The sequence below is a fragment of the Pseudomonas linyingensis genome (assembly GCF_900109175.1).
In the GTDB taxonomy this organism is placed as follows: domain Bacteria; phylum Pseudomonadota; class Gammaproteobacteria; order Pseudomonadales; family Pseudomonadaceae; genus Geopseudomonas; species Geopseudomonas linyingensis.
Map to the genome: position 1 here is coordinate 1 of NZ_FNZE01000021.1, position 21,608 is coordinate 21,608.

Here is a 21,608-nt window from a genome sequence, read left to right on the forward strand (position 1 = left end):
TTGCGCAGGCTGGTGGCGCGCATCTGGCCGCCCTGCAGGGTCAGCCCGGCGATTTCCTGGGAGACGATGCTGGCGCCACTGTAGGTCGGCGGCAGCAGGCGGATGTCGGAGAAGGTCAGCACCGGCAGGTTGGGCTGCAGCTCGCCGATCTTCAGCTCGGTCTTGGAGACCCTGACCTTGAGCGCCGCCCCGGCACGGCTGTAGTCGTCGGGCGCCTCGTCACCGAATGCCCCCGGCAGCAGGCCGGTACCGGCGCGATCCGCGCTGCTGTCCAGCTTGATGCCGAGCAGGCCGATGGCGTCGACGCCGAAGCCGACCGGGCCCGGGGTGTAGCCGGACTTGAAGTTGAGGATGAAGCCCTGGGCCCACTCTTCCTGCTTGGACTGGGCCGTCGCGGGAACGTCGCGGAAGTCGCGGCTGAAGTAGTAGTTGCGCGCGGTCAGGGTCGCCGTGGCGTCCTGGAAGAAGCCACTGTCGGCGACTTCGGCCTGGGCACAGGTCGCCACCAGTACGGAGCAGGCGACGAGGGAAAGTCCGCTGCGGGCAGCGAGACGACGGGTAATTGTCATTGTTATAACCCTGGTTTTTTCGATGTTCGAAAGCCCCCGGGCGGGCCGCAAACCCAGTCCCGGGGACTCTGCCGGCGGGGTTGCCGAGGGCTCCGCCAGGCCAGCGGAGCCCTCGGCTGCACCGTTACCTAGCTCCGTTCAGGCAGTTGTCGATGTTCCAGCCGTACAGCCACTGCATGGCGTCGTAGAACTGCTCCTGGCTGCGGCCCTGCCAGAGCTGGTTGCGCACCTGCCGCTCGACGCCCTTGGCGTGGTAGAGGCGGCCCATCTCGCGGGCCGACCAGACCACCCGGGCGGTACGCGGGATGCGCACCGACTCGTACAGGCGGAAGGCGGCCTGCAGGTCGTTGCCGCAGGTCTTGATCGCCTGGCCGAGGGTCACCGCATCCTCCAGAGCCATGCAGGCACCCTGGGCCAGGTACTGGGTCATCGGGTGGGCGGCATCGCCGAGGATGGTCGCGCAGCCCTGGCCCCACTGCTCCACCGGCTCGCGGTCGGCGGTGGCCCAGCGCCGCCAGGAGGTCGGACGGTCGAGCATCCGCCGCGGGCGCTCGTGGATGCCCTCGAAGTAGGACAGCACTTCCTCCTTGCTGCCGTCGGTTACCCCCCACTCTTCCTGGTTGCGGCTGTGGAAGGTCACCACCAGGTTGTACTGCTTACCGCCGCGCAGCGGGTAGTGCACCAGGTGGCAGCGCGGGCCGGCCCACAGCACCGGGGCGTTGATGCGCAGGTCCTCGGGCATGTCCTCGACGTCGACCACGGCGCGGTAGACCACGTGGCCGGTGACGCGTGGCGGATCGCCGATCAGCTGCTGACGCACCACCGAGCGCACGCCGTCGGCGCCGATCACCGCATCAGCCTCGTAGGAGTTGCCGTTGCTGTCGGTCAGTACCACGCCGTTGTCGTGCAGCTCCATCTTCTCGATGCGCGTCGAGGTCTTGAAGCTGACTAGCGGGTTCTTTTCCACCGCCTCGAGGATCGACAGGTGGATGTCGGCGCGGTGGATCACACCGTAGGGGTTGCCGAAGCGCTGGCGGAAGGCCTCGCCCACCTCGATGCGGCCGACCTGGCTGCCGTCGACAGCGTCCATCATGGTCAGGTGGTCGGTGAACACCGAGCGGTTGCGCGCAGCCTCGCCGGCGCCGAGGGCGTCAAGCGCCGAGTAGGCATTCGGGCCGAGCTGGATGCCGGCGCCGATCTCGCCGATCTCCGCGGCCTGCTCCAGCAGCAGCACGCGGATGCCCTGCTGGGTCAGCGCCTGGGCAGCGGCCAGACCGCCGATGCCGCCACCGATGATGATCACCGATTGTTGTTTTTGTTGTGCACTCATGACTGCCTGTTCTCCATCGTGGGAAATACGCCGCCCCGAACGGGTACGGGCGTGGCAAGGTCGCTTCACCGGCGCGAAGGCACCGGCGGCTTCAAGCAATGAAGTCGGGTTGCTGCGCCGGGGCGGCGGCCTGGAAGGCCGGCTGCGCCAGGCAGTGGCGGTACACCGCCATGACCCGCGGATAGGGCGCCAGATCGCAGCCCATGCGCTGGGCATTGGCCACCTGCGGCACCAGGCAGCAGTCGGCCAGGCTCGGTTGCGCGCCGAAGCAGTAGGGAGCACTGCCATGGCGTTGCAGCAGTTCCTCGACTGCAGCCAGGCCCTCGGCCACCCAGTGGCCGTACCAGGCGTCCTTCTGCGCGGCGCTCACGTCCAGTTCGCGCTGCAGGTAGTTGAGCACCCGCACGTTGTTGACCGGGTGGATGTCGCAGGCGATCAGGTTGGCGATCTCCAGCACGCGCATCCGCACCAGTGGCTCGGCCGGCAGCAGACGAGGCGCCGGCTGCACGGCGTCGAGGTAGTCGATGATCGCCAGCGACTGGCTGAGCAGCTCGCCGTCGTCGGTCACCAGCACCGGCACGCCGGCTGCCGGATTCAGCTCGCGGTGCGCGGCCGAGCGCTGCTCGCCGCTGCGCAGGTTGACCCCCTGACAGGCGTAATCGAGACCCTTGAGGGCCAGGGCGATGCGCACCCGGTAGGAGGTCGAACTGTTGAAGAAACTGTAGAGCTGCACGAAATGCACTCCTGCTTGCAAAGGCCCACCTCGGCCACCATGGTAAAACCGCCGCGCCAGCCACGCGCTGCCAGCGTTTCGCTGGCGCAGCCTCCCCCTTGGGCGAGCGCAAGGCGGTCGCCCGGAAGAAAAGTGTTGGTCCCGTGGGTGGTGCCTGAACGCTTAGATGACGCGCGCCTGGATCTCGCCCAGCCCGTCGACGCCGCCGACCATCAGGTCGCCCTTGACCACCGGGCCGACGCCTTCGGGGGTGCCGGTCATGATCAGGTCGCCCGGCTGCAGCTCGAAGAAGCGCGACAGGTAGGCGATGGTTTCCGGCACCGACCAGATCAGCTTGTCGATGTCGCTGCGCTGCTTGTCGCTGCCATTGACCTGCAGCCAGATGCCGGCCTGCTGGGGGTGGCCGACGTCGCTCGCCGGATACAGCGGGCCGATCGGCGCCGAGCGGTCGAAGGCCTTGCCCAGCTCCCACGGACGGCCCATCTCGCGCATCTGCATCTGGCGGTCGCGGCGGGTCATGTCCAGACCCACCGCGTAGCCCCAGACGTGCTCGTTGGCCTGCTCCTGGGGGATGTCGCGGCCGCCCTTGCCGATGGCCACCACCAGCTCGATCTCGTAGTGGTAGTTGCTGGTTTCCACCGGATAGTCCAGTTCCAGTACCTGGCCCTTGGCCACCGGCACCACGGCGTCGGCCGGCTTGCAGAAGAAGAACGGCGGCTCGCGGTCCGGATCGAAGCCCATCTCGCGGGCATGGGCGGCATAGTTGCGGCCCACGCAGTAGACGCGGCGTACCGGGAACTGCTGGTCGCTGCCGGCGACCGGCAGGCTGGCCTGTGCCGGCGGTTGGATCACATAGGTCATCGTCGACTCCAAAAGTCAGTGGTTTTCGCGCGATTCGCGCAGGATGCCGAGCGCTTCCTGAACCGGACGGTCGGAGTAGCTGAACAGCACGCAATCCTCGTCCGCCTGGAAGCTCACCGGCGCCCAGGTCGGCACGACAAAGATGTCCTTGGCCTCGAATTCGAAGCGCTGCTCGCCCACCTGCACGCTGCCCTTGCCCTCCACCACGGAGAACACGCTGGCGTCGGTGCTGCGGTAGGTCTGGCCGCGGAAGCCCTTGGGCAGCAGCTGCATGAAGGTGGCGATGGTCGGCATCGGCCAGCCGCCGGTGACCGGGTTGACGTAGCGCAACTTGACGCCGTCCCAGGCATCCACCTCGTCCTGGCGCAGCAGGGTTTCCAGCGCCTCGCGGGTGCGCGCATAGGGGTAGCTGAAGATCGGCGAGGTCAGCCCCTTGGGCTGGTGACGCAGCGGCAGCATGTTGTTGCCGAAGCGGGCGAAGCTGTTGCCCTCCGGGCGGGTCAGCGGCTGCTCGGCCTGCGGGTAGTTCTCGGCGAAGGTGGCGCCGAAGAAACGCACCATCGGGATGTCCAGGCCATCCAGCCAGACCACCGGCTCGCCGCCTTCGGCCTCGACCGGGTTGCCGTGGTCGTGCCAGGTCCAGGACGGGGTGATGATGAAGTCACCCGGCGCCATGGTGGCGCGCTCGCCGTCCACCGCGGTGTAGGCGCCGCGGCCCTCGACCACGAAGCGCAGGGCCGACTGGCTGTGGCGGTGGCTGGGGGCGATCTCGCCCGGCATGATCAGCTGCAGGCCGGCGTACAGGGTGTTGGTAATGGCGGCCTGGCCGCGGATCGCCGGGTTCTCCAGCACCAGCACGCGGCGGATGGCCTCCTCGGCGGTGATCAGCTCGCCAGCTTCCATCAGGCTCGGGCGCAGGGCTTTGTAGGACCAGTGCGCCGGTACGCAGCCGCCGGTCGGCTCCAGCGGAACCAGGTTGTGCAACTGCTCCCACAGCGGGAACAGGTCCTGGGTGTCGATGCGGCGGTAGAAGTCCGCCCGGGCTGCGCTGATATTGTCTTTGTTATGCATTCCCTATCACCTTGGGCAAATCGAAGAACGCGCTTCGGGTCACGCCGCGAAGCAGCACCTGCCGAGAAACCGGGCGACTGTTGTGCCGGCCTCGTCCATGGCCTGATTATTCGCCGCCAAGCCATACTGGAATAATGATATTTTGAGATGCCCCCATACACTTAAAGGTATACGTCAGTGATCGACTGGAGCCGCCGCCTGCGCCTGCGTCACCTGCATCTGCTGGTCAGCCTGGCCGAAACCGGCAGCCTCAGCGACACCGCGCGCATCGCCCACACCACCCAGCCGGGGCTGTCGAAATGGCTCAAGGAGCTGGAGGAGGATGTCGGCGCCGCGCTGTTCGAGCGCCACGCCCGCGGCCTGAAGCCCACCGCCCACGGCCAGCTGCTGCTTGGCCACGCCCGGCGCATCCTCAGCGAGATGGCCCGCGCCCAGCACAACCTGGAGGTGCTGCAGGAGGGCGACTCGCGCAGCGTGGCGCTGGGAACCTCGCCAGCCGCCGCGCCCAGCCTGGTTCCGGATGCCATCACCTACTTCCTGCGCCGCCATCCGCGGGCGCGGGTGCAGCTGCAGGAAAGCACCATGAACCCCCTGCTCGACAAGCTCGAGCAGGGCCAGCTGGACGTGGTGGTCGGCCGCCTGGACAACTACCAGCCACGCGCCAGCCTGTGCAGCGAGCGGCTGCACAGCGAGCCGATGCGCGTGGTGGCCCGCCCCGGCCACCCGCTGAGCGGCCGCCGCGAGCTGGACTGGGAGGACCTGTACGCCCACGACTGGCTGATCTGGCCGGAAGGCACGCCGATCCGTTCGCGCCTGGACACCGCGCTGGCCAATGCCGGCCTCAAACCCCTGCCCTGCCGGGTCGAGTCGTCCTCGCTGATGGCCAACCTGTGGCTGCTGCAGAACAGCGACATGCTCTCGGTCGCCTCCGGACGGGTCGCCGAACACTTCATCGCCCGCGGCCTGCTTGCGCCGCTGAACTTCGAACTGGACGCCGAAGGTTCGATCGGCATGTGCTGGCGCGACGAGCCGCTGCAGGACAGCTCCACCCTGGAACTGCTCGATTGCCTGCGCCTGGCGGCGAGCACACCGATCCGCGAGTTGCAGGCGGTGCGGCCTCTAGACTGAGGGCACGGCGGGGAGTACGCGCCAGCCCGGCAGCAGCCACAGAAAGACCGAACAAGGCATTCCGCTCGTCCAGCCAGTCGAAGGCGCTTGGCGATACTCCGTACGGACAAACCGGACCGACTGCAACAATCCGACGAACAGCGGCCGGCATGATATCGCTGTGTGGCGCGGCTCGCAGGCAGCCGCTGACGAATAAGGCTAAGCTGTTGCCTGTACACGATAAAAACCTATTTCATGGACAGAACCGCCATGGGTGCCCCCGAGCAGTCTTCATCCGTCGTCGAAGCGGTGGTTTCTCCCGAGCGATACAAGTCTACGACGGCAAGCAAACGCCGCATCTGGTGGGTCCGTGGGGGCTTTTCCCTGGCGCTGCTGGCCGCGGCGGTGGCTGTCGGCATGCTGGCCGCCCGCGAGGCGCAGACCTCCGAATGGCAGTCGCGTCTGCTCAGCGACTGGTCGGCCAAGCTGAAATTTCGCATCGAGCCCGGCCCCAGCGATGCCATCCGCTATCCGCAGCACGGACCGTTCGACCAGCGCCTGGGCTATGTCGGCCTCCCGGAGTTCATCGACAAGCTCAAGGCCCAGGGCTTCGAGGTCGAACGCCAGGTACGCTTTTCCCCGCCGTTGCTCGAGTACACCGGTTACGGCCTGAATCCGCCCTACCGGGAAAAAACCCTCGCCGGCCTGGATATCAGCGACTGCCGTGGCACCTCGATGTTCAACTTCCGCCACCCGCAGCGCCATTACGGCACCTTCGCCGAGATTCCACCGCTGATGGTGGCGAGCCTGCTGTTCATTGAGAACCGTCATCTGCTCGACACCGAGCAGGTGACGCAGAACCCGGCCGTGGACTGGCCGCGCTTCCTCGTAGCCGCCTGGACCCAGTTGGCCAGCAAGCTGAACGCCGATACCGACTCGGCCGGTGGCAGCACCCTGGCCACCCAGATCGAGAAGTTCCGCCACTCGCTGGAGGGGCGCACGATCAACGCGCCTGAGAAGCTGCGGCAAATGCTCTCGGCCAGCATCCGCGCCTACCACGAGGGCCGCGCGACCCTGCCCCTGCGCCAGAAGATCGTCCACGACTACATCAACAGCGTGCCGCTGTCCGCCGCCCCCGGCTACGGCGAGGTGCATGGCGTCGGTGACGGCCTGTGGGTATGGTTCGGCGCCGATTTCGCGCGGAGCAACCGGGCGCTGGCCGGCGGAGAGGGAATCAGCCTGGCCGAGCAGGGCCTGGCCTTGCGCCAGGTGCTGGCGCTGATGATCGCCCAGCGCCGCCCCTCCTGGTACCTGACCGGTGGCCGCGCCGAGCTGGCCGAACTGACCGACAGCCACCTGCGCGTGCTGGCCAGCGCCGGAGTGATCAGCGAGCCGCTGCGCGATGCCGCGCTGGCCCAGCAGCTGGCGTTCCGCAATCCGGCCACAGACCCGGCGCTGCCGCCGGTGGCCAGCGACAAGGGCATCAATGCCATCCGCACGCGCCTGGTGCGGCATCTGGGCATGCCGCTATACGACCTCGACCGCCTGGATCTGTCGGTCGATGCCACCCTCAACCAGCCCCTGCAGCAGGCGGTCAGCGACTATCTGGCCAAGCTGGCCGACCCGGCGTTCGCCGAGCAGGTCGGCCTGTTCGGCGAGCGCCTGCTCAGCCCGCAACTGACCGGCGACGTGCGCTACAGCTTCACCCTGTTCGAGCGCGGCGCCAACGGCAACCGCGTGCGCGTGCAGACCGACACCACCGGCCAGCCGTTCGACATCAACGAGGGCAGCAAGCTGGAGCTGGGCTCCACCGCCAAGCTGCGGGTGCTGGCCACCTATCTGGAGATGGTCGCCGAGCTGCACCAGCGCCATGCCGGCAAGACCGTGGCCGAACTGCGCGCGCTGTATCACGCCACCAACGAGCGCGACAACCTCAGTCGCTGGGCGCTCGACTACCTGCGGGTGATACCGCAGGCCAGTCTGGAGCAGATGCTCGACGCGGCCCTGGAGCGCAAGTATTCGGCCAGTCCCGGCGAGACCTTCTTCACCGGCGGCGGCGCACACACCTTCAACAACTTCCGCAAGGAAGACAACGGCCGCCGGGCGACCGTGCGCGAGTCGCTGCGCGAATCTCTCAACCTGCCGTTCGTGCGCATCCTGCGCGACGTGGTGCGCTACAGCACCTACCAGATGCCCAACAGCGTGCAGATGCTCACCGACGACAAGGACCCGCGCCGTCTCGAGTACCTGACCCGCTTCGCCGACAAGGAAGGCACGGTGTTCCTCCAGCGCTTCTGGCGCAAGTACCGCGACAAGGCTCCGCAGGAGATGTTCGACAGCCTGCTCGAAGGCCTGCGCCTGAGTCAGTCGCGCCTGGCCGCCATCCATCGCTACCTCTACCCGGAGGCCAGCCTGGAGGAGTTCCGTCAGGTCATGGAAGCGCGCCTGGGCAAGAAACTGTTGCCGACGCCGAAGAAGCTCGAGGACTACTACTACCGTTACGGCCCGAACGCCTTCAACCTGCCGGACCAGGGCTACATCGCCCGCGTGCACCCGCTGGAGCTGTGGCTGATCAGCTACCGCATGCAGAACCCGCAGGCCAAGTTCAGCGAGATGGTCGAGGCCAGCCGCGACGAGCGCCAGGAGGTCTACGGCTGGCTGTTCAAGAGCCGTCACCGCAGCGCCCGCGACAGCCGCATGCGCACCATGATCGAGGTCGAGGCCTTCACCGACCTGCACCAGCGCTGGGCGCGCCTGGGCTTCCCCTTCGAGCACATGGTGCCGTCGCTGGCCAGCGCACTGGGCAGTTCGGGCGATCGCCCGGCGGCGCTGGCCGAACTGATGGGGATCATCATCAACAACGGCGTGCGCCTGCCCACCGTGCGCATCGACAACCTGCACTTCGCCCTCGGCACCCCCTACGAAACCCGCCTGCAGCGCGAGCGGACCCGCGGAGAGCGAGTGATGTTGCCCGAGGTCGCCACCGCCCTGCGCAGTGCGGTCGCCGACGTGGTGGAAAACGGCACCGCACGCCGGCTCAAGGGCGTACTGAAGCAGGCCGACGGTCAGCCACTGGTGGTCGGCGGCAAGACCGGCACCGGCGACAACCGCATCGAAACGGTGACCCGCAGCGGCTGGGTGTCCAGCTCGACGGCACGCAACCGTACCGCCACCTTCGTGTTCTTCCTCGGCCCACGGCATTTCGGCACCCTCACCGCCTATGTCGCCGGCGAGCAGTCGGAGCGCTTCAGCTTCACCTCGGCGTTGCCGGTGCAGACGCTCAAGGGCATGATGCCGCTGCTGCAGCCCTACCTGCTGGCCGAGGCCACCGCCTGCCAGCCGCCCGCGAAAGGAGCCCAGGCAGAGGCGCAGATGCATGCCTCGCTGAATCCGCACAAGGAATAAGCCGTGATCCCGCGCCACCCCCGGCTGCTGCGCTGTGCGCTCGGCCTGAGCGTCACCCTGCTGCTCACTGCCTGCACCCGCGACCGTGAACCGACCCTGGAGATCCGCCCGATCCAGCCGGAAGCCGCCAGCGGCTACCAGGCCAAGCCCGGCTGGCAGTTGCAGCGCTACGCAGTGGCCGCCGCCAACCCGCTGGCCGCCGAGGCAGGCCGGCAGATCCTGCAGGCCGGCGGCAGCGCCGTGGATGCGGCGATTGCCGTGCAGATGGTGCTCGGTCTGGTCGAACCGCAGTCCAGCGGGATCGGCGGCGGCGCCTTCCTGCTGCACTGGGACGGCCGACAGCTGGATGCCTGGGACGGCCGCGAAACCGCGCCCGCCGATGCCGACGAGGCGATGTTCCTCAACAGCGACGGCCAGCCGATGGCGTTCATGGACGCGGTGGCCGGTGGCCGCGCGGTGGGCGTACCCGGCGTGGTGAAGATGCTCGAGGCCGCGCACCGCCGCCACGGCAGGCTGCCGTGGGCGGTGCTGTTCGTGCCGGCCATCGAGCTGGCCGAGCAGGGCTTTGCGGTCAGTCCGCGCCTGCACCAGCTGCTCGCCGCCGACGCACCGCTGCGCCGCGACCCGGCAGCGGCCAGCTTCTACTACCGCGCCGACGGCTCGGCTCTGCCGATCGGCCATCGGCTGCGCAACCCGGCACTGGCCCAGGTGCTGCGGGGCATCGCCCGCCACGGCAGCGCCGCCTTCTACGCCGGCCCGGTGGCGCAGGCCATGGTCAGCAAGGTGCGCCAGCATCCGGACAATCCCGGCCGCCTGCAGCTGGCCGACCTGCAGCGCTACCAGCCGCTTCGCCGCGAGGCGCTGTGCCAGCTGTGGCTGGCCCAGTACCGGGTGTGCGGCTTCCCGCCACCCTCCTCCGGGCAGCTGACGCAGATGCAGATCCTCGGCCTGCTGGAGCAACTGCCGGCGCTGGAGCAGCCGCTGCAGGACGGTCGTCCCTCGAGCGAATTCCTCCACCGCTACAGCGAGGCCGCCAAGCTGGCGTTCGCCGATCGCGCCCAGTACATCGCCGACCCCGCCTTCGTCGCGCCGCCAGCCGGCGACTGGCGCAGCCTGCTCGCCCCCGCCTACCTCAAGCAGCGCGCCACGCTGATCGGCGAGCAAAGCATGGGTACGGCCCGCCACGGCGTGCCCGGCGGCACGCCGCTGGCGTGGGCGCCGCAGGCGGATCAGGAGGAGTACGGCACCAGCCACATCAGCATCGTCGACGCCGAGGGCAATGCGCTGGCGATGACCAGCAGCGTCGAGCAGGCCTTTGGCGCACGCCTGCTGACCGACGGCGGCAGCGGCCTGCCCGGTGGCTTCCTGCTCAACAACCAGCTCACCGACTTCGCCCTGGCGCCACGCGATGGCGAAGGCCGGCCGGTGGCCAACCGCGTCGAGCCGGGCAAGCGCCCGCGCTCGAGCATGAGCCCGACCCTGGTGTTCGCTGCCGGCAACGGCGGCCTGCTGGCCAGCCTGGGCTCGCCGGGCGGCGCGGGGATCATCCACTTCAACGCCAAGACCCTGCTCGGTCTCTACCAGTGGCAGCTCGACGCCCAGCGCGCCATCGACCTGCCCAACTTCACCAACTTCAACGGCCCGACCGTACTGGAAAAGGACCGCTTCCCCGCCAGCACGCTCGAGGCCCTGCGCCAGCGCGGCCACGAAGTCGGCGAAGGCGAGCTGCCCAGCGGCCTGCAAGCCATCCAGCGCACGTCCGAAGGACTGCTGGGCGGCTCCGACCCACGGCGCGAAGGGGTGGTGCTGGGCGAGTAGCGGCTGCCGGTCTGCCGCAGGTTAGCCATGCGCCACTCCAGCTCTGGTGTGTGGCCGCTTGCGGGTCAAAAAAGCGTGGCCAACAACACAGCGCCTTGCACAAGGTCAGGGCCCGAAACCGGGTCACAAGCACTTTTCGCTGCAATAATTTCCGCAGCCCGAATTACCGAGTCAGCGCTTTCAAATTCAAAGACTTGCGCGTTCTCGATGAAAACAAACCCGTCAAATAACCGCATTATTCAAGCCCTTGAAAAGAGCGCCGAACAAATAAAGCTATACATTCCCGAGAAACCGCGTACATTGATCCCACTGCTTTGCAATTGTCACTTCGATACTTGGCTTGATGCTTCTTCGCTTCATCTCCTTGGTTCGTTCTGCTTTTAGCTTCTCAGTCTCGGCCTGAATATTTCAGCGTCGCAGTCTTATTACACCCTGGAGATACATCATGTCTGGTCGTCAAAACGGCACCGTAAAATGGTTCAACGATGAAAAAGGTTTCGGCTTCATTACCCCGACCGACGGCAGTGCCGACCTTTTCGTCCACTACCGCTCAATCGAGAGCGCAGGCTTCAAAAGCCTGAGCGAAGGCCAAGCTGTCTCCTTCCTGCCCGCCAAAGGCCAGAAAGGAATGCAGGCTGATCAGGTTCAAGTCATCTAAGACGCCTGATCCAAAAAAGCCCCGCTTTGCGGGGCTTTTTTTCGTCTGCAACAATTCAAATAATCCATCCGCCATTCATCCCAAAACTGCCTGCCCTGAAGTTGTTCAACAATACTCGTTAATTATCCAGCAATACCCATGAGCACTGTCGAAACCCAGGCGCTTGGATATCGAAAGGCCGCCCCCCCAACAACTCGAATCGCCCCAATCGAAACCAACTACTCGCCCCTCTGCGTCAGAACAGCATCAGCACGGCCGCGCCCGCCAGCAACAGGGCTCCGCCGGCGATCAGGCCGATATGCAGCGGGCTCAGGCTGCCGGCGGGCGCAACTGCAGCCGGCTGGGCCGCAGCCCGCAGCGGATTGGCGGTAGCTCGGGAGCTGCCGGCCTTCGGCTTGTCCAGTTTGGGTAGGTCGAGGGCGCGGACGAACTGGGTGGCGTCGGCGTCATCCTCCGTCTCGGCCTCGACAGCGGTGTCGATCCGCGGACCGATCACCAGCAGGCTGACCGAGCCCATGCGCACCTCGTCGCCGGGCTTGAGCGCCGCGGTGCCGACCTTGCGCTGGTTGACGTAAACGCCGTTGGCCGAAGCCAGGTCCTTGACCTCCAGCACATCGTCCTTGAGGAAGAACTCGCAGTGGCGACGCGACAGTTCCGGGTCGCTGAAGCACAGCTCGCTCTTCGGCGAACGGCCGAAACTCATGCTCCCCGGCTGGACGTGAAACTTCTTGCCGATCTGCTCGCCGCTGGCCACCTGCAGGAACCAGCGCACCGTGGCATCGGGGCGGATCGGCGCCTTGTTCGGCTCGAGCAGCAGCAGCTCGACGCTGCCGAAGCGCACCCGGTCATCGGCACGCAACTGGAAGGCCGTGGTGATGCGGGCGTCATTGACGAAGGTACCGGTCGCGCTGTCGCAATCACTGAGGAAGTAGTGGCCGTCCTGCTGGCGGATCTCGGCGTGGAAGTCGCTGACTCCGGGATCGCCGAGTACCAACTGGTTGCGCCGATCCTGGCCGATGGTGAAGCGCTCCTCGACCAGCCAGACGGGCGCCTGGCGGCCGTCCTTGAAGTGCAGTTTGAGCATATGTGCCTTGAAACCTGTCCTGTGTGCGCCGCAGTGATACCCGCGGCTCCCTGTCAGTTGCCGAATAGATTGTTCCACACCCGCTTGATCGGGTTGGCGGTATTGTCCGCCGTGCTGGGCGCGGCGACCGGCGCCTCCTGGCGGGGCGCCGGGCGGCTGACTGCAGTACGCCGGGACGCGCGGGCCGACGCCACCAGGGCCTGATGCTCCGCATGCATCGCCTGCAGCTGTGCATCGTCCGGCTGGACCTGCAGGCCGCGCTCGATCATCGCTAGGGCAGTGGGGAAGTCGCCGCGCCGATAGGCCGTACTGGCCATCTCGCGGTACAACCCGGCGATCCGCTGCAGCCCGGCCAGCGCCTGCTCGTTGTCCGGCGCCCAGTCGAGGATCTGCCGGTAGTAGTGCACCGCGCTGTCGTTCTCGGGGAGCAGCAGGCGCTGCCCGGCAATGCTCTGCTCGGCACGCTCCAGCTGTTCGGCAATCCGCGCAGCCAGCACCCGGCGCAGGCCATCGAGTGCGCCAGCATGCCCGCTGTCCAGGCCCAGGGCCTGGTGGAAGTAGTGCTCGGCACTGTCATCGGCCGGCTCCACCAGCTGCCCCGCCGCCAGGCGTTGCTCGGCCAGTTCGAGGAAGCCCGCGATACGCCGAACCTTGACCTGCTGGAGGCCGACCTGGGCCTCTTGGCTGCGCGGGTCGAGCTCCAGCACCCGGCGGAAGTAGTGTTCGGCGCTGTCCTGCGCCGGCTCGACCAGTTGCCCGGCCGCCAGACGCTGCTCGGCCTGGGTCAGCAGATCGGTGATCTGCAGTTGCTGGCGCCAGTAGAGGCCACCAGCGGTCAGGCTCACCACCAGGGCCACGGCGGTGAACAGCAGCGGCAGCCACGCCTTGCGCGGTTTGGCTGGCTTGCCCGCCGGAGCAGGTTTGGCCAGCGCCGACTGCGGCGCAGCGCTCACCGCCACGGCCGGGCCGATGCGGGTGGCATCCGGATCGCTGAGATCGACTTCATCCAGCGCCGCCAGCAGCTCGCGGCAGTCGTAGAAACGCTGCGTCGGTTGCTTGGCCAGCATGCGGTCCAGCAGACCCTGGCAGCCGGCCAGGGCCGGCGGCAGCGGCGGCGGCACCAGCTGCACGTGGTTCATCACCGTCTGCGTGTAGTTGCCGGCGCGGAACGGATTGCTGCCGGTGAGCATCTCCAGGAGGATCACGCCGAGGCTGTAGATGTCGCTGCGTGCATCCAGCGGCTGGCACTGCGCCTGCTCCGGACTGCTGTAGGCGGGACTGCCGACGGCGATGCCGAACTGGGTCAGTTCGCTGTCGAGGTCGAGATCCTTGGCTACGCCGAAGTCGGTAAGCACCGCCGTGCCGTCGTCACGGAACAGGATGTTGGCCGGCTTGACGTCGCGGTGCACCAGGCCCTGGTCATGCACCACGGTCAGGCCGCTGGCGATCTGGCGGACGATGGCCAGGGCACGCTGCGGCGCAAACAACTCGCCCTTGTGGCGAGCCAGGTCGCCGCCGGGCAGGAACTCCATGGCCAGATAGTGACGGCCATCGGCCAGCTGATCGATGTCGTAGATGGTGATGATCGAGGGGTGATGCAGAGAGGCAACCAGGTGGCCTTCCTTGATGAAGCGCTGGATGTACTCCTGATTCTCGGACTTGCCGAGGATCTTGATCGCCACCTTGCGCTGCAGCGACTGCTGGGTAGCCAGGTGGACCTCGGCCATGCCGCCCTTGCCCAACGGGCCATGCAGGGTGTAGCCGGGAATGTGCAGTGCGCTGTCGCTCATGGGATGGCAGCCAGATCAGGATTTTGCGGGTTTCAACAGTTTTTCGAAGAAGCCGCGCGGCCGCTCTTCGACGGGCGCAGCTGCCGGCCCGCTCAGGCCGAGCACGATGCAGCTGATGTTGTCCTTGCCGCCCTCGCGGTTGGCCGCCTCGACCAGCTCGCTGACCATGACCTCGAGGGTGCCGGCGCTGGCGCAGATCTGCTGGATCTGCGCATCGCTGAGTTCGCCGGTCAGGCCGTCGCTGCACAGCAGCAGCAGCTCGCCATTGCCCAGGCGCCCCTGCAGCTGATCGACCTGGAGTTCCTGATCGGCCTGACCGAGACACTGGGTGACGATATTGCGCCGCGCATGGCTGCGGGCCTGCTCGGGCGTCATCTGCCCGGCATCGACCATCGCCTGCACCCAGCTGTGGTCTCGGCTCAGCTGCTCGATGCCTGTGGCACCGAGCCGATAGGCCCGGCTGTCGCCGACCCAGGCCAGCTGGAAGTCGGCGCCATTGAAGCGCACCGCCACCAGGGTGGTGCCCATGCCACGGCTACCCTGATCCTGCTCGGCCTCGGCGAGAATCGCGGCATGCGCGCCCCGGATGGCCGCAGGCAGATCCTCCCCGCGCTGAGTCAGGCTGCGCAGTGTCTTCAGCGCCAAGGTACTGGCGACCTCGCCGCGCTCATGACCGCCCATGCCGTCGGCCACCGCCCACAGGCTCAGCGGCGGGCAACACAGCAGGGCATCCTCGTTGTGCTCGCGCACGCGGCCTACAGCCGTCAGCGCCGCGTATTCCGGCCGTGAGTCAGCAAGCGTCATGAACATGCTCGGGAGAGTATCTCGTCGAAAGCGGGGGTGGGCCAAAAGCGGAAATGGGCTGGATGGCCAGTAGCCACAGGATACTCGGGAGGTCACCCGTCAAGTTGTCGATTGCTTGGCACAACGCATGTGAAGTGCCCCGCCTGCCCTCAGCCTCGCCCCTGACGCAGGCGCACGTAGAGCGCCTCGACCTTCTCCCGCGCCCAGGGCGTCTTGCGCAGGAAGGTCAGGCTCGACTTGATGCTGGGATCGCTCTTGAAGCAGCGAATGTCGACGCGCTGGGCCAGGCCGTCCCAGCCGTAATGCGCTACCAGCTCGGTGAGCAGGGCTTCGAGGGTGACACCGTGCAGCGGATTCTTCGGGGATTCGGTCATGGGCGGCCTGCGCAGGGGAGAAAACAGCCACGCAGCATAGCGCAGGCGCCTGGCAGTCGATAAAAAAACGGCCCGCGTTTGCCATAACGTGGGCCGTAAAACACGGACTGCTCCGTGCCTGGTTGACAGTGCCGGTCGCGCGGTTGAACCCGCGACCGGGTTGATCGGTAAAGATCAGAGGTGAGCGTCGCGGTATTCCTTCTCGGCCTCGTCGAAGCGCTTGAGCATAGCCAGCGACGGCGCGTTACCGATGCGGCTGAAGATCAGGATGCCCAGGGTGCAGAGAATGAAGCCCGGAATGATCTCGTAGAGGCCGGTCCAGCCGAAGAAGTTCTTCCACAGGATCACGGTGACCGCGCCGAGCAGCATGCCGGCCAGGGCGCCGTTGCGGGTCATGCCCTTCCACAGCAGGGAGAAGATCACCACCGGGCCGAAGGCGGCGCCGAAGCCGGCCCAGGCGTAGGACACCAGGCCGAGCACCTTGCTGTCCGGGTTGGAGGCGATGGCGATGGCGATCACGGCCACCAGCAGCACCATGGCGCGGCCGACCCACACCAGCTCGACCTGGGAGGCCCCCTTGCGGAAGAAGGCCTTGTAGAAGTCTTCGGTCAGGGCGCTGGAGCACACCAGCAGCTGGCAGCTCAGGGTGCTCATCACCGCGGCGAGGATGGCGGACAGCAGCACGCCGGCGACCCACGGGTTGAACAGGATCTTGGCCAGTTCGATGAACACGCGCTCGGGATTGGCCTCGACCGCCACGCCCAGCTCAGGGTGAGCGGAGAAGTAGGCGATGCCGAAGAAGCCCACGGCGACCGCGCCGGCCAGGCAGAAGATCATCCAGGCCATGGAGATGCGGCGGGCGTTGGGAATCGACTTCACCGAATCGGCAGCCATGAAGCGGGCGAGGATGTGCGGCTGCCCAAAGTAGCCCAGGCCCCAGGCCATCAGCGAGATCACGCCGACGAAGCTGGCGCCCTTGAGCATGTCGAAATTGCTGGCGTCCTTCAGCTCGATGGCGGCGAAGGTCGGGTCCATGCCGCCGGTGGCGACCATCACTATGATCGGGGTGAGGATCAGGGCGAAGATCATCAGGCTGGCCTGCACGGTGTCGGTCCAGCTCACCGCGAGGAAGCCGCCGACGAAGGTGTAGGCGATGGTGGCGGCAGCGCCGGCCCACAGCGCGGTCTCGTAGGAGATGCCGAAGGTGCTCTCGAACAGGCGCGCACCGGCGACCACGCCGGAAGCGCAGTAGATGGTGAAGAACACCAGGATCACCAGCGCGGAGAAGATGCGCAGGACGCGGCTGTTGTCCTCGAAGCGGTTGGTGAAGTAGTCCGGCAGGGTCAGGGCGTTGCCGTTGTGCTCGGTCTGCACGCGCAGGCGGCCGGCGACGAACAGCCAGTTGAGGTAGGCACCGATGATCAGGCCGATGGCGATCCAGCTCTCGGAAAGGCCGGACAGGTAGACCGCGCCGGGCAGGCCCATCAGCAGCCAGCCACTCATGTCGGAGGCACCGGCGGACAGCGCGGTGACGAAGCTGCCCAGGCTGCGTCCGCCGAGGATGTAGTCGGAAAGGTTGTTGGTGGAGCGATAGGCAATGAAGCCGATCAGCACCATGGCCGCAATGTAGATCACGAAGGTGATCAGCGTCGGGTTGGTCATGTTCATGAGGGGGATCCCATGCGGTTGTTATTGATCTGGATCTGTTTCGTCTGTCGCCCCCGGACCACCCGGTTGCACCTTCGACGCCATTAATCTAGGCAAACCCGAACACAAGGTGCAACCAATTTCCGGCAAAAGGTTTCACTTTTTTGCCGTATTCAAGGATAAAAACCCAAAATGCTCCTTTTTGTAGCATTTTTGACCCTTGCCGCACTTTGGCAGTGCAGAAAAGTAACAACATCAATCACGTCACCACCACGTTTGTCGCCTTGCCAAAAATTAATGGTTGCACCTGGTTGCACCATTCGATTGTTCGTGTCTAATCTTCAGGTACGTTGCAGCGCTCCATCCCAATAATAGGACACCCCATGGCCACCACCACTCTCGGCGTGAAACTCGACGACGCCACCCGCGAACGCCTCAAGCAGGCCGCCCAGTCGATCGACCGCACCCCCCATTGGCTGATCAAGCAGGCGATCTTCAACTACCTCGAGCAGATCGAAGGCGGCATGACCCCGGCCGAGCACAACGGCCTGGCCGTGGCCGCCGGCGAGGAGCCGCTGGAGTCGCTGACCGAGCAGGGTCTGCAGGTCTTCCTCGACTTCGCCGAGAGCATCCTTCCGCAGTCCGTGCTGCGTTCCTCGATCACCGCCGCCTACCGCCGCCCGGAGACCGAAGCGGTGCCGATGCTCCTCGAGCAGGCGCGCATGCCCAGGGAGCTGGCTGAGGCCAGCCAGAAACTGGCGCTGGGCATCGCCGAGAAGCTGCGCAACCAGAAGAGCGCCAGCGGCCGCCAGGGCCTGGTGCAGGGTCTGCTGCAGGAATTCTCGCTGTCCTCCCAGGAAGGCGTGGCGCTGATGTGCCTGGCCGAAGCGCTGCTGCGCATTCCCGACAAGGCCACCCGCGACGCGCTGATCCGCGACAAGATCAGCAACGGCAACTGGAGCCAGCACCTCGGCCAGAGTTCGTCGATGTTCGTCAACGCCGCCTCCTGGGGCCTGCTGATCACCGGCAAGCTGGTGTCCACCCACAATGAGAGCGGCCTGAGCTCCTCGCTCAACCGCCTGATCGGCAAGAGCGGCGAGCCGGTGATCCGCAAGGGTGTGGACATGGCCATGCGCCTGATGGGCGAGCAGTTCGTCACCGGCGAAACCATCGCCGAGGCGCTGGCCAACGCCACCCCCCTGGAAAGCAAGGGCTTCCGCTACTCCTACGACATGCTCGGCGAGGCCGCGCTCACCGACGAGGACGCCAAGCGCTACCTGGCGTCCTACGAGCAGGCCATCCACGCCATCGGCAAGGCCTCCCACGGCCGTGGCATCTACGAGGGCCCGGGCATCTCCATCAAGCTGTCCGCCCTGCACCCGCGCTACAGCCGCGCCCAGCACGAGCGGGTGATGGACGAGCTGTACCCGACCCTGCTCGACCTGACCCTGCTGGCCAGGCAGTACGACATCGGCATCAACATCGACGCCGAGGAAGCCGATCGTCTGGAGATCTCCCTCGACCTGCTCGAGCGCCTGTGCTTCGAGCCGAAGCTGGCCGGCTGGAACGGCATCGGCTTCGTCATCCAGGCCTACCAGAAGCGCTGCCCCTACGTGATCGACTACGTGATCGACCTGGCCAAGCGCAGCCGCCACCGCCTGATGATCCGCCTGGTGAAGGGCGCCTACTGGGACAGCGAGATCAAGGCCGCCCAGGTCAACGGCCTGGAAGGCTACCCGGTGTATACCCGCAAGCCGTACACCGACCTCTCCTACATCGCCTGCGCGCGCAAACTGCTGGCCGTGCCGGAGTCGATCTACCCGCAGTTCGCCACCCACAACGCCCACTCGCTGTCGGCTATCTACCAGCTGGCCGGGCAGAACTACTACCCCGGTCAGTACGAGTTCCAGTGCCTGCACGGGATGGGCGAGCCGCTGTACGAGCAGGTGGTCGGCAAGGTCGCCGACGGCAAGCTGAACCGGCCGTGCCGCATCTACGCTCCGGTGGGCAGCCACGAGACCCTGCTCGCCTACCTGGTGCGCCGCCTGCTGGAAAACGGCGCCAACACCTCGTTCGTCAACCGCATCGCCGACCACAGCATCTCGCTGAAGGACCTGGTGGAGGACCCGGTGGTGCAGGTCGAGCAGATGGCCGCCCATGAAGGCACCCTCGGCCTGCCGCACCCGCGCATCCCGCTGCCGCGCGCCCTCTACGGCGAGGCGCGGGTCAACTCCAGCGGCATCGACCTGGCCAACGAGCACCGTCTCGGCTCGCTGTCCTCGGCGCTGCTGTCCAGCACCAACAACGACTACAAGGCAATGCCGCTGCTGGGTTGCGAGACTCCTGCGCTCGGCGAGCCACAGGCACTGAAGAATCCCGCCGACCACCGCGACGTCGTCGGCCAAGTGTTCGAGGCCAGCGTGCAGGACGTGCGCAACGCCACGCTGTGCGCGGTGTCCAGCGGACAGATCTGGCAGTCCACCCTGCCGGCCGAGCGCGCCGCCGTGCTGGAGCGCGCCGCCGACCAGATGGAAGCCGAGATCCAGCAACTGATGGGCCTGCTGGTCCGCGAGTCCGGCAAGACCTTCGCCAACGCCATCGCCGAAGTGCGCGAAGCAGTCGACTTCCTGCGCTACTACGCGGCGCAGGCACGCAACCACTTCGCCAACGACAGCCACCGCCCGCTGGGTCCGGTGGTGTGCATCAGCCCGTGGAACTTCCCGCTGGCGATCTTCAGCGGCCAGGTCGCCGCCGCGCTGGCCGCCGGCAACACCGTGCTGGCCAAGCCCGCCGAGCAGACCCCGTTGATCGCCGCCCAGGCGGTGCGCATCCTCCTCGAGGCCGGCGTGCCGGCCGGCGCGGTGCAACTGCTGCCCGGCCGCGGTGAGACCGTGGGGGCCGCGCTGATCGCCGACGAGCGCATCCGCGGCGTGATGTTCACCGGCTCCACCGAGGTGGCCGGGATCATCCAGCGCAACCTCGCCGGCCGCCTGGACGCCCAGGGCCGCCCGCTGCCACTGATCGCCGAAACCGGCGGCCAGAACGCGATGATCGTCGACTCCTCGGCGCTTACCGAGCAGGTGGTGGTCGATGTGATCGCCTCCGCTTTCGACAGCGCCGGCCAGCGCTGCTCGGCCCTGCGCGTACTGTGCGTGCAGGAAGACGTCGCTGACCGCGTGCTGACCATGCTCAAGGGCGCCATGGCCGAGTACACCCTGGGCAACCCGGAGCGCCTCAGCACCGACATCGGCCCGGTGATCGACGACGAAGCCAAGGGCAACATCGAGCGGCACATCCAGGCCATGCGCGACAAGGGCCGCAAGGTGCACCAGCTGTCCCGCGCCAAGGGCGAGGAGATCAAGCGCGGCACCTTCGTGATGCCGACCCTGATCGAGCTGGACAGCTTCGACGAGCTCAAGCGCGAGATCTTCGGCCCGGTGCTGCACCTGGTGCGCTTCCGCCGCGACGAGCTGGCCACCCTGCTCGAGCAGATCAACGCCAGCGGCTACGGTCTGACCCTCGGCGTGCACACCCGCATCGACGAGACCATCGCCCAGGTGGTCGACAGCGCCAAGGTGGGCAACCTCTACGTCAACCGCAACATGGTCGGCGCGGTGGTCGGCGTGCAGCCGTTCGGTGGCGAGGGCCTGTCCGGCACCGGCCCGAAGGCCGGCGGCCCGCTGTACATGTACCGCCTGCTGGCCACCCGCCCGCAGGATGCGGTGAGCGTGCAGCTGCAGGACGGCGAAGTGCAGCGTCCGGCCACTCCCAAGCCGGCCTTCGAGGCCCTGCTGGAGTGGGCGCGCCAGCAGCAGCCCGAGCTGGCCGCACTGGCCGAGCGCTATGCGGCGCTGTCGGCGAGCGGCCTGACCCAGGTACTGAGCGGCCCGACCGGCGAGCGCAACACCTACAGCCTGCTGCCGCGCGAGCGGGTGCTGTGCCTGGCCGACGACAGCCAGGACCTGCTGACCCAGTTGGCCGCCGTGCTCGCGGTGGGTTGCAAGGTGCTGTGGCCGGACAACGCGGCCAACCGCAAGCTGCTCGCCCAGCTGCCCAGCGCTGTCCAGCAAGGCATCCAGCTGATCGGCGACTGGGCTACCAGCGAGCTGACGTTCGACGCCATCATCCACCACGGCGACTCCGACCAGCTGCGCGAAGTCTGCCAGCTGGCGGCCAAGCGTCCCGGCGCGATCGTCGGCGTCAACGGCCTGAACCGGGGCGACAGCGACATCCCGCTGGAACGCCTGCTGATCGAGCACGCCCTCAGCGTCAACACCGCCGCCGCCGGCGGCAACGCCAGCCTGATGACCATCGGCTGATCCCGCCCTGCCCGAACGACGACCGCCGGCCTTGTGCC

General features: G+C 67.0%; 15 protein-coding genes. 5 read left to right on the plus strand and 10 right to left on the minus strand.

Annotated features, from left to right (window positions below; all coding sequences use genetic code 11):
• The 5 genes from BMZ19_RS19630 to gtdA all read right to left on the minus strand — a co-directional run.
• On the minus strand, positions 1-569 hold a 569-nt coding region (locus BMZ19_RS19630; RefSeq protein ID WP_139214716.1), incomplete at its 3' end, for an OprD family outer membrane porin.
• Between the two features lie 124 nt (positions 570-693).
• Positions 694-1,899 carry a 3-hydroxybenzoate 6-monooxygenase gene (locus BMZ19_RS19635; RefSeq protein ID WP_090313277.1) on the minus strand — a complete coding sequence of 402 codons (1,206 nt, stop codon included), beginning with the start codon at positions 1,897-1,899 and terminating at the stop codon, positions 694-696.
• Positions 1,900-1,990: 91 nt separating this feature from the next.
• Entirely contained in the window at positions 1,991-2,632 is a 642-nt protein-coding gene (gene maiA / locus BMZ19_RS19640; protein WP_090313278.1) for a maleylacetoacetate isomerase, read from the minus strand.
• Positions 2,633-2,794: 162 nt separating this feature from the next.
• A complete protein-coding gene (locus BMZ19_RS22545) occupies positions 2,795-3,493 on the minus strand; it encodes a fumarylacetoacetate hydrolase family protein (protein WP_212633256.1) in 699 nt (232 codons plus the stop codon).
• A 15-nt stretch (positions 3,494-3,508) separates the two neighbouring features.
• Entirely contained in the window at positions 3,509-4,564 is a 1,056-nt protein-coding gene (gene gtdA, locus BMZ19_RS22550; RefSeq protein WP_212633257.1) for a gentisate 1,2-dioxygenase, read from the minus strand.
• Between the two features lie 180 nt (positions 4,565-4,744).
• Here gtdA and BMZ19_RS19650 point away from each other — a divergent pair, with 180 nt between their 5' ends.
• From BMZ19_RS19650 to BMZ19_RS19665, 4 genes are all read left to right on the plus strand, one after another.
• A complete protein-coding gene (locus BMZ19_RS19650) occupies positions 4,745-5,692 on the plus strand; it encodes a LysR substrate-binding domain-containing protein (RefSeq protein WP_090313321.1) in 948 nt (315 codons plus the stop codon).
• 249 nt (positions 5,693-5,941) lie between these two features.
• The gene (locus BMZ19_RS19655; RefSeq protein WP_090313279.1) at positions 5,942-9,076 is read left to right on the plus strand and encodes a transglycosylase domain-containing protein; all 3,135 of its coding nucleotides are present in this window, start codon (positions 5,942-5,944) and stop codon (positions 9,074-9,076) included.
• A gap of 3 nt (positions 9,077-9,079) precedes the next feature.
• Positions 9,080-10,894 carry a gamma-glutamyltransferase family protein gene (locus tag BMZ19_RS19660; RefSeq protein ID WP_244517287.1) on the plus strand — a complete coding sequence of 605 codons (1,815 nt, stop codon included), beginning with the start codon at positions 9,080-9,082 and terminating at the stop codon, positions 10,892-10,894.
• Positions 10,895-11,339: 445 nt separating this feature from the next.
• Positions 11,340-11,552 carry a cold-shock protein gene (locus tag BMZ19_RS19665; protein ID WP_090313280.1) on the plus strand — a complete coding sequence of 71 codons (213 nt, stop codon included), beginning with the start codon at positions 11,340-11,342 and terminating at the stop codon, positions 11,550-11,552.
• Between the two features lie 235 nt (positions 11,553-11,787).
• Here BMZ19_RS19665 and BMZ19_RS19670 read toward each other — a convergent pair whose 3' ends face one another.
• The 5 genes from BMZ19_RS19670 to putP all read right to left on the minus strand — a co-directional run bounded on the left by BMZ19_RS19670 (position 11,788) and on the right by putP (position 17,272).
• Positions 11,788-12,636 (minus strand): FHA domain-containing protein, encoded by an 849-nt coding sequence (locus tag BMZ19_RS19670; protein WP_090313281.1) that lies wholly within the window; start codon positions 12,634-12,636, stop codon positions 11,788-11,790.
• A 53-nt stretch (positions 12,637-12,689) separates the two neighbouring features.
• Positions 12,690-14,426 carry a serine/threonine-protein kinase gene (locus tag BMZ19_RS19675; protein ID WP_090313282.1) on the minus strand — a complete coding sequence of 579 codons (1,737 nt, stop codon included), beginning with the start codon at positions 14,424-14,426 and terminating at the stop codon, positions 12,690-12,692.
• Between the two features lie 15 nt (positions 14,427-14,441).
• Positions 14,442-15,230: a PP2C family protein-serine/threonine phosphatase gene (locus BMZ19_RS19680; protein ID WP_425287189.1), complete on the minus strand. Its 789-nt coding sequence runs from the start codon at positions 15,228-15,230 to the stop codon at positions 14,442-14,444.
• A 149-nt stretch (positions 15,231-15,379) separates the two neighbouring features.
• Positions 15,380-15,604 carry a VF530 family protein gene (locus tag BMZ19_RS19685; protein ID WP_090313284.1) on the minus strand — a complete coding sequence of 75 codons (225 nt, stop codon included), beginning with the start codon at positions 15,602-15,604 and terminating at the stop codon, positions 15,380-15,382.
• A gap of 174 nt (positions 15,605-15,778) precedes the next feature.
• Positions 15,779-17,272, minus strand: a complete 1,494-nt coding sequence (putP, locus tag BMZ19_RS19690) for a sodium/proline symporter PutP (protein WP_090313285.1) — start codon at positions 17,270-17,272, stop codon at positions 15,779-15,781.
• 362 nt (positions 17,273-17,634) lie between these two features.
• Between putP and putA the strand changes: the two genes are divergently transcribed.
• On the plus strand, positions 17,635-21,570 hold the full coding sequence (putA, locus tag BMZ19_RS19695; RefSeq protein WP_090313286.1) for a trifunctional transcriptional regulator/proline dehydrogenase/L-glutamate gamma-semialdehyde dehydrogenase: 3,936 nt from the start codon (positions 17,635-17,637) through the stop codon (positions 21,568-21,570).
• Positions 21,571-21,608: the final 38 nt, after the last annotated feature.

What these genes read in the sequence shown, in the direction of transcription:
- BMZ19_RS19635 (WP_090313277.1), bottom strand. Translation starts at nt 1,899, where the DNA reads ATGAGTGCACAACAAAAACAACAATCGGTGATCATCATCGGTGGCGGC.
- BMZ19_RS22545 (WP_212633256.1), bottom strand. Translation starts at nt 3,493, where the DNA reads ATGACCTATGTGATCCAACCGCCGGCACAGGCCAGCCTGCCGGTCGCC.
- gtdA (WP_212633257.1), bottom strand. Translation starts at nt 4,564, where the DNA reads ATGCATAACAAAGACAATATCAGCGCAGCCCGGGCGGACTTCTACCGC.
- BMZ19_RS19655 (WP_090313279.1), top strand. Translation starts at nt 5,942, where the DNA reads ATGGGTGCCCCCGAGCAGTCTTCATCCGTCGTCGAAGCGGTGGTTTCT.
- BMZ19_RS19665 (WP_090313280.1), top strand. Translation starts at nt 11,340, where the DNA reads ATGTCTGGTCGTCAAAACGGCACCGTAAAATGGTTCAACGATGAAAAA.
- BMZ19_RS19670 (WP_090313281.1), bottom strand. Translation starts at nt 12,636, where the DNA reads ATGCTCAAACTGCACTTCAAGGACGGCCGCCAGGCGCCCGTCTGGCTG.
- BMZ19_RS19675 (WP_090313282.1), bottom strand. Translation starts at nt 14,426, where the DNA reads ATGAGCGACAGCGCACTGCACATTCCCGGCTACACCCTGCATGGCCCG.
- BMZ19_RS19680 (WP_425287189.1), bottom strand. Translation starts at nt 15,230, where the DNA reads ATGACGCTTGCTGACTCACGGCCGGAATACGCGGCGCTGACGGCTGTA.
- BMZ19_RS19685 (WP_090313284.1), bottom strand. Translation starts at nt 15,604, where the DNA reads ATGACCGAATCCCCGAAGAATCCGCTGCACGGTGTCACCCTCGAAGCC.
- putP (WP_090313285.1), bottom strand. Translation starts at nt 17,272, where the DNA reads ATGAACATGACCAACCCGACGCTGATCACCTTCGTGATCTACATTGCG.
- putA (WP_090313286.1), top strand. Translation starts at nt 17,635, where the DNA reads ATGGCCACCACCACTCTCGGCGTGAAACTCGACGACGCCACCCGCGAA.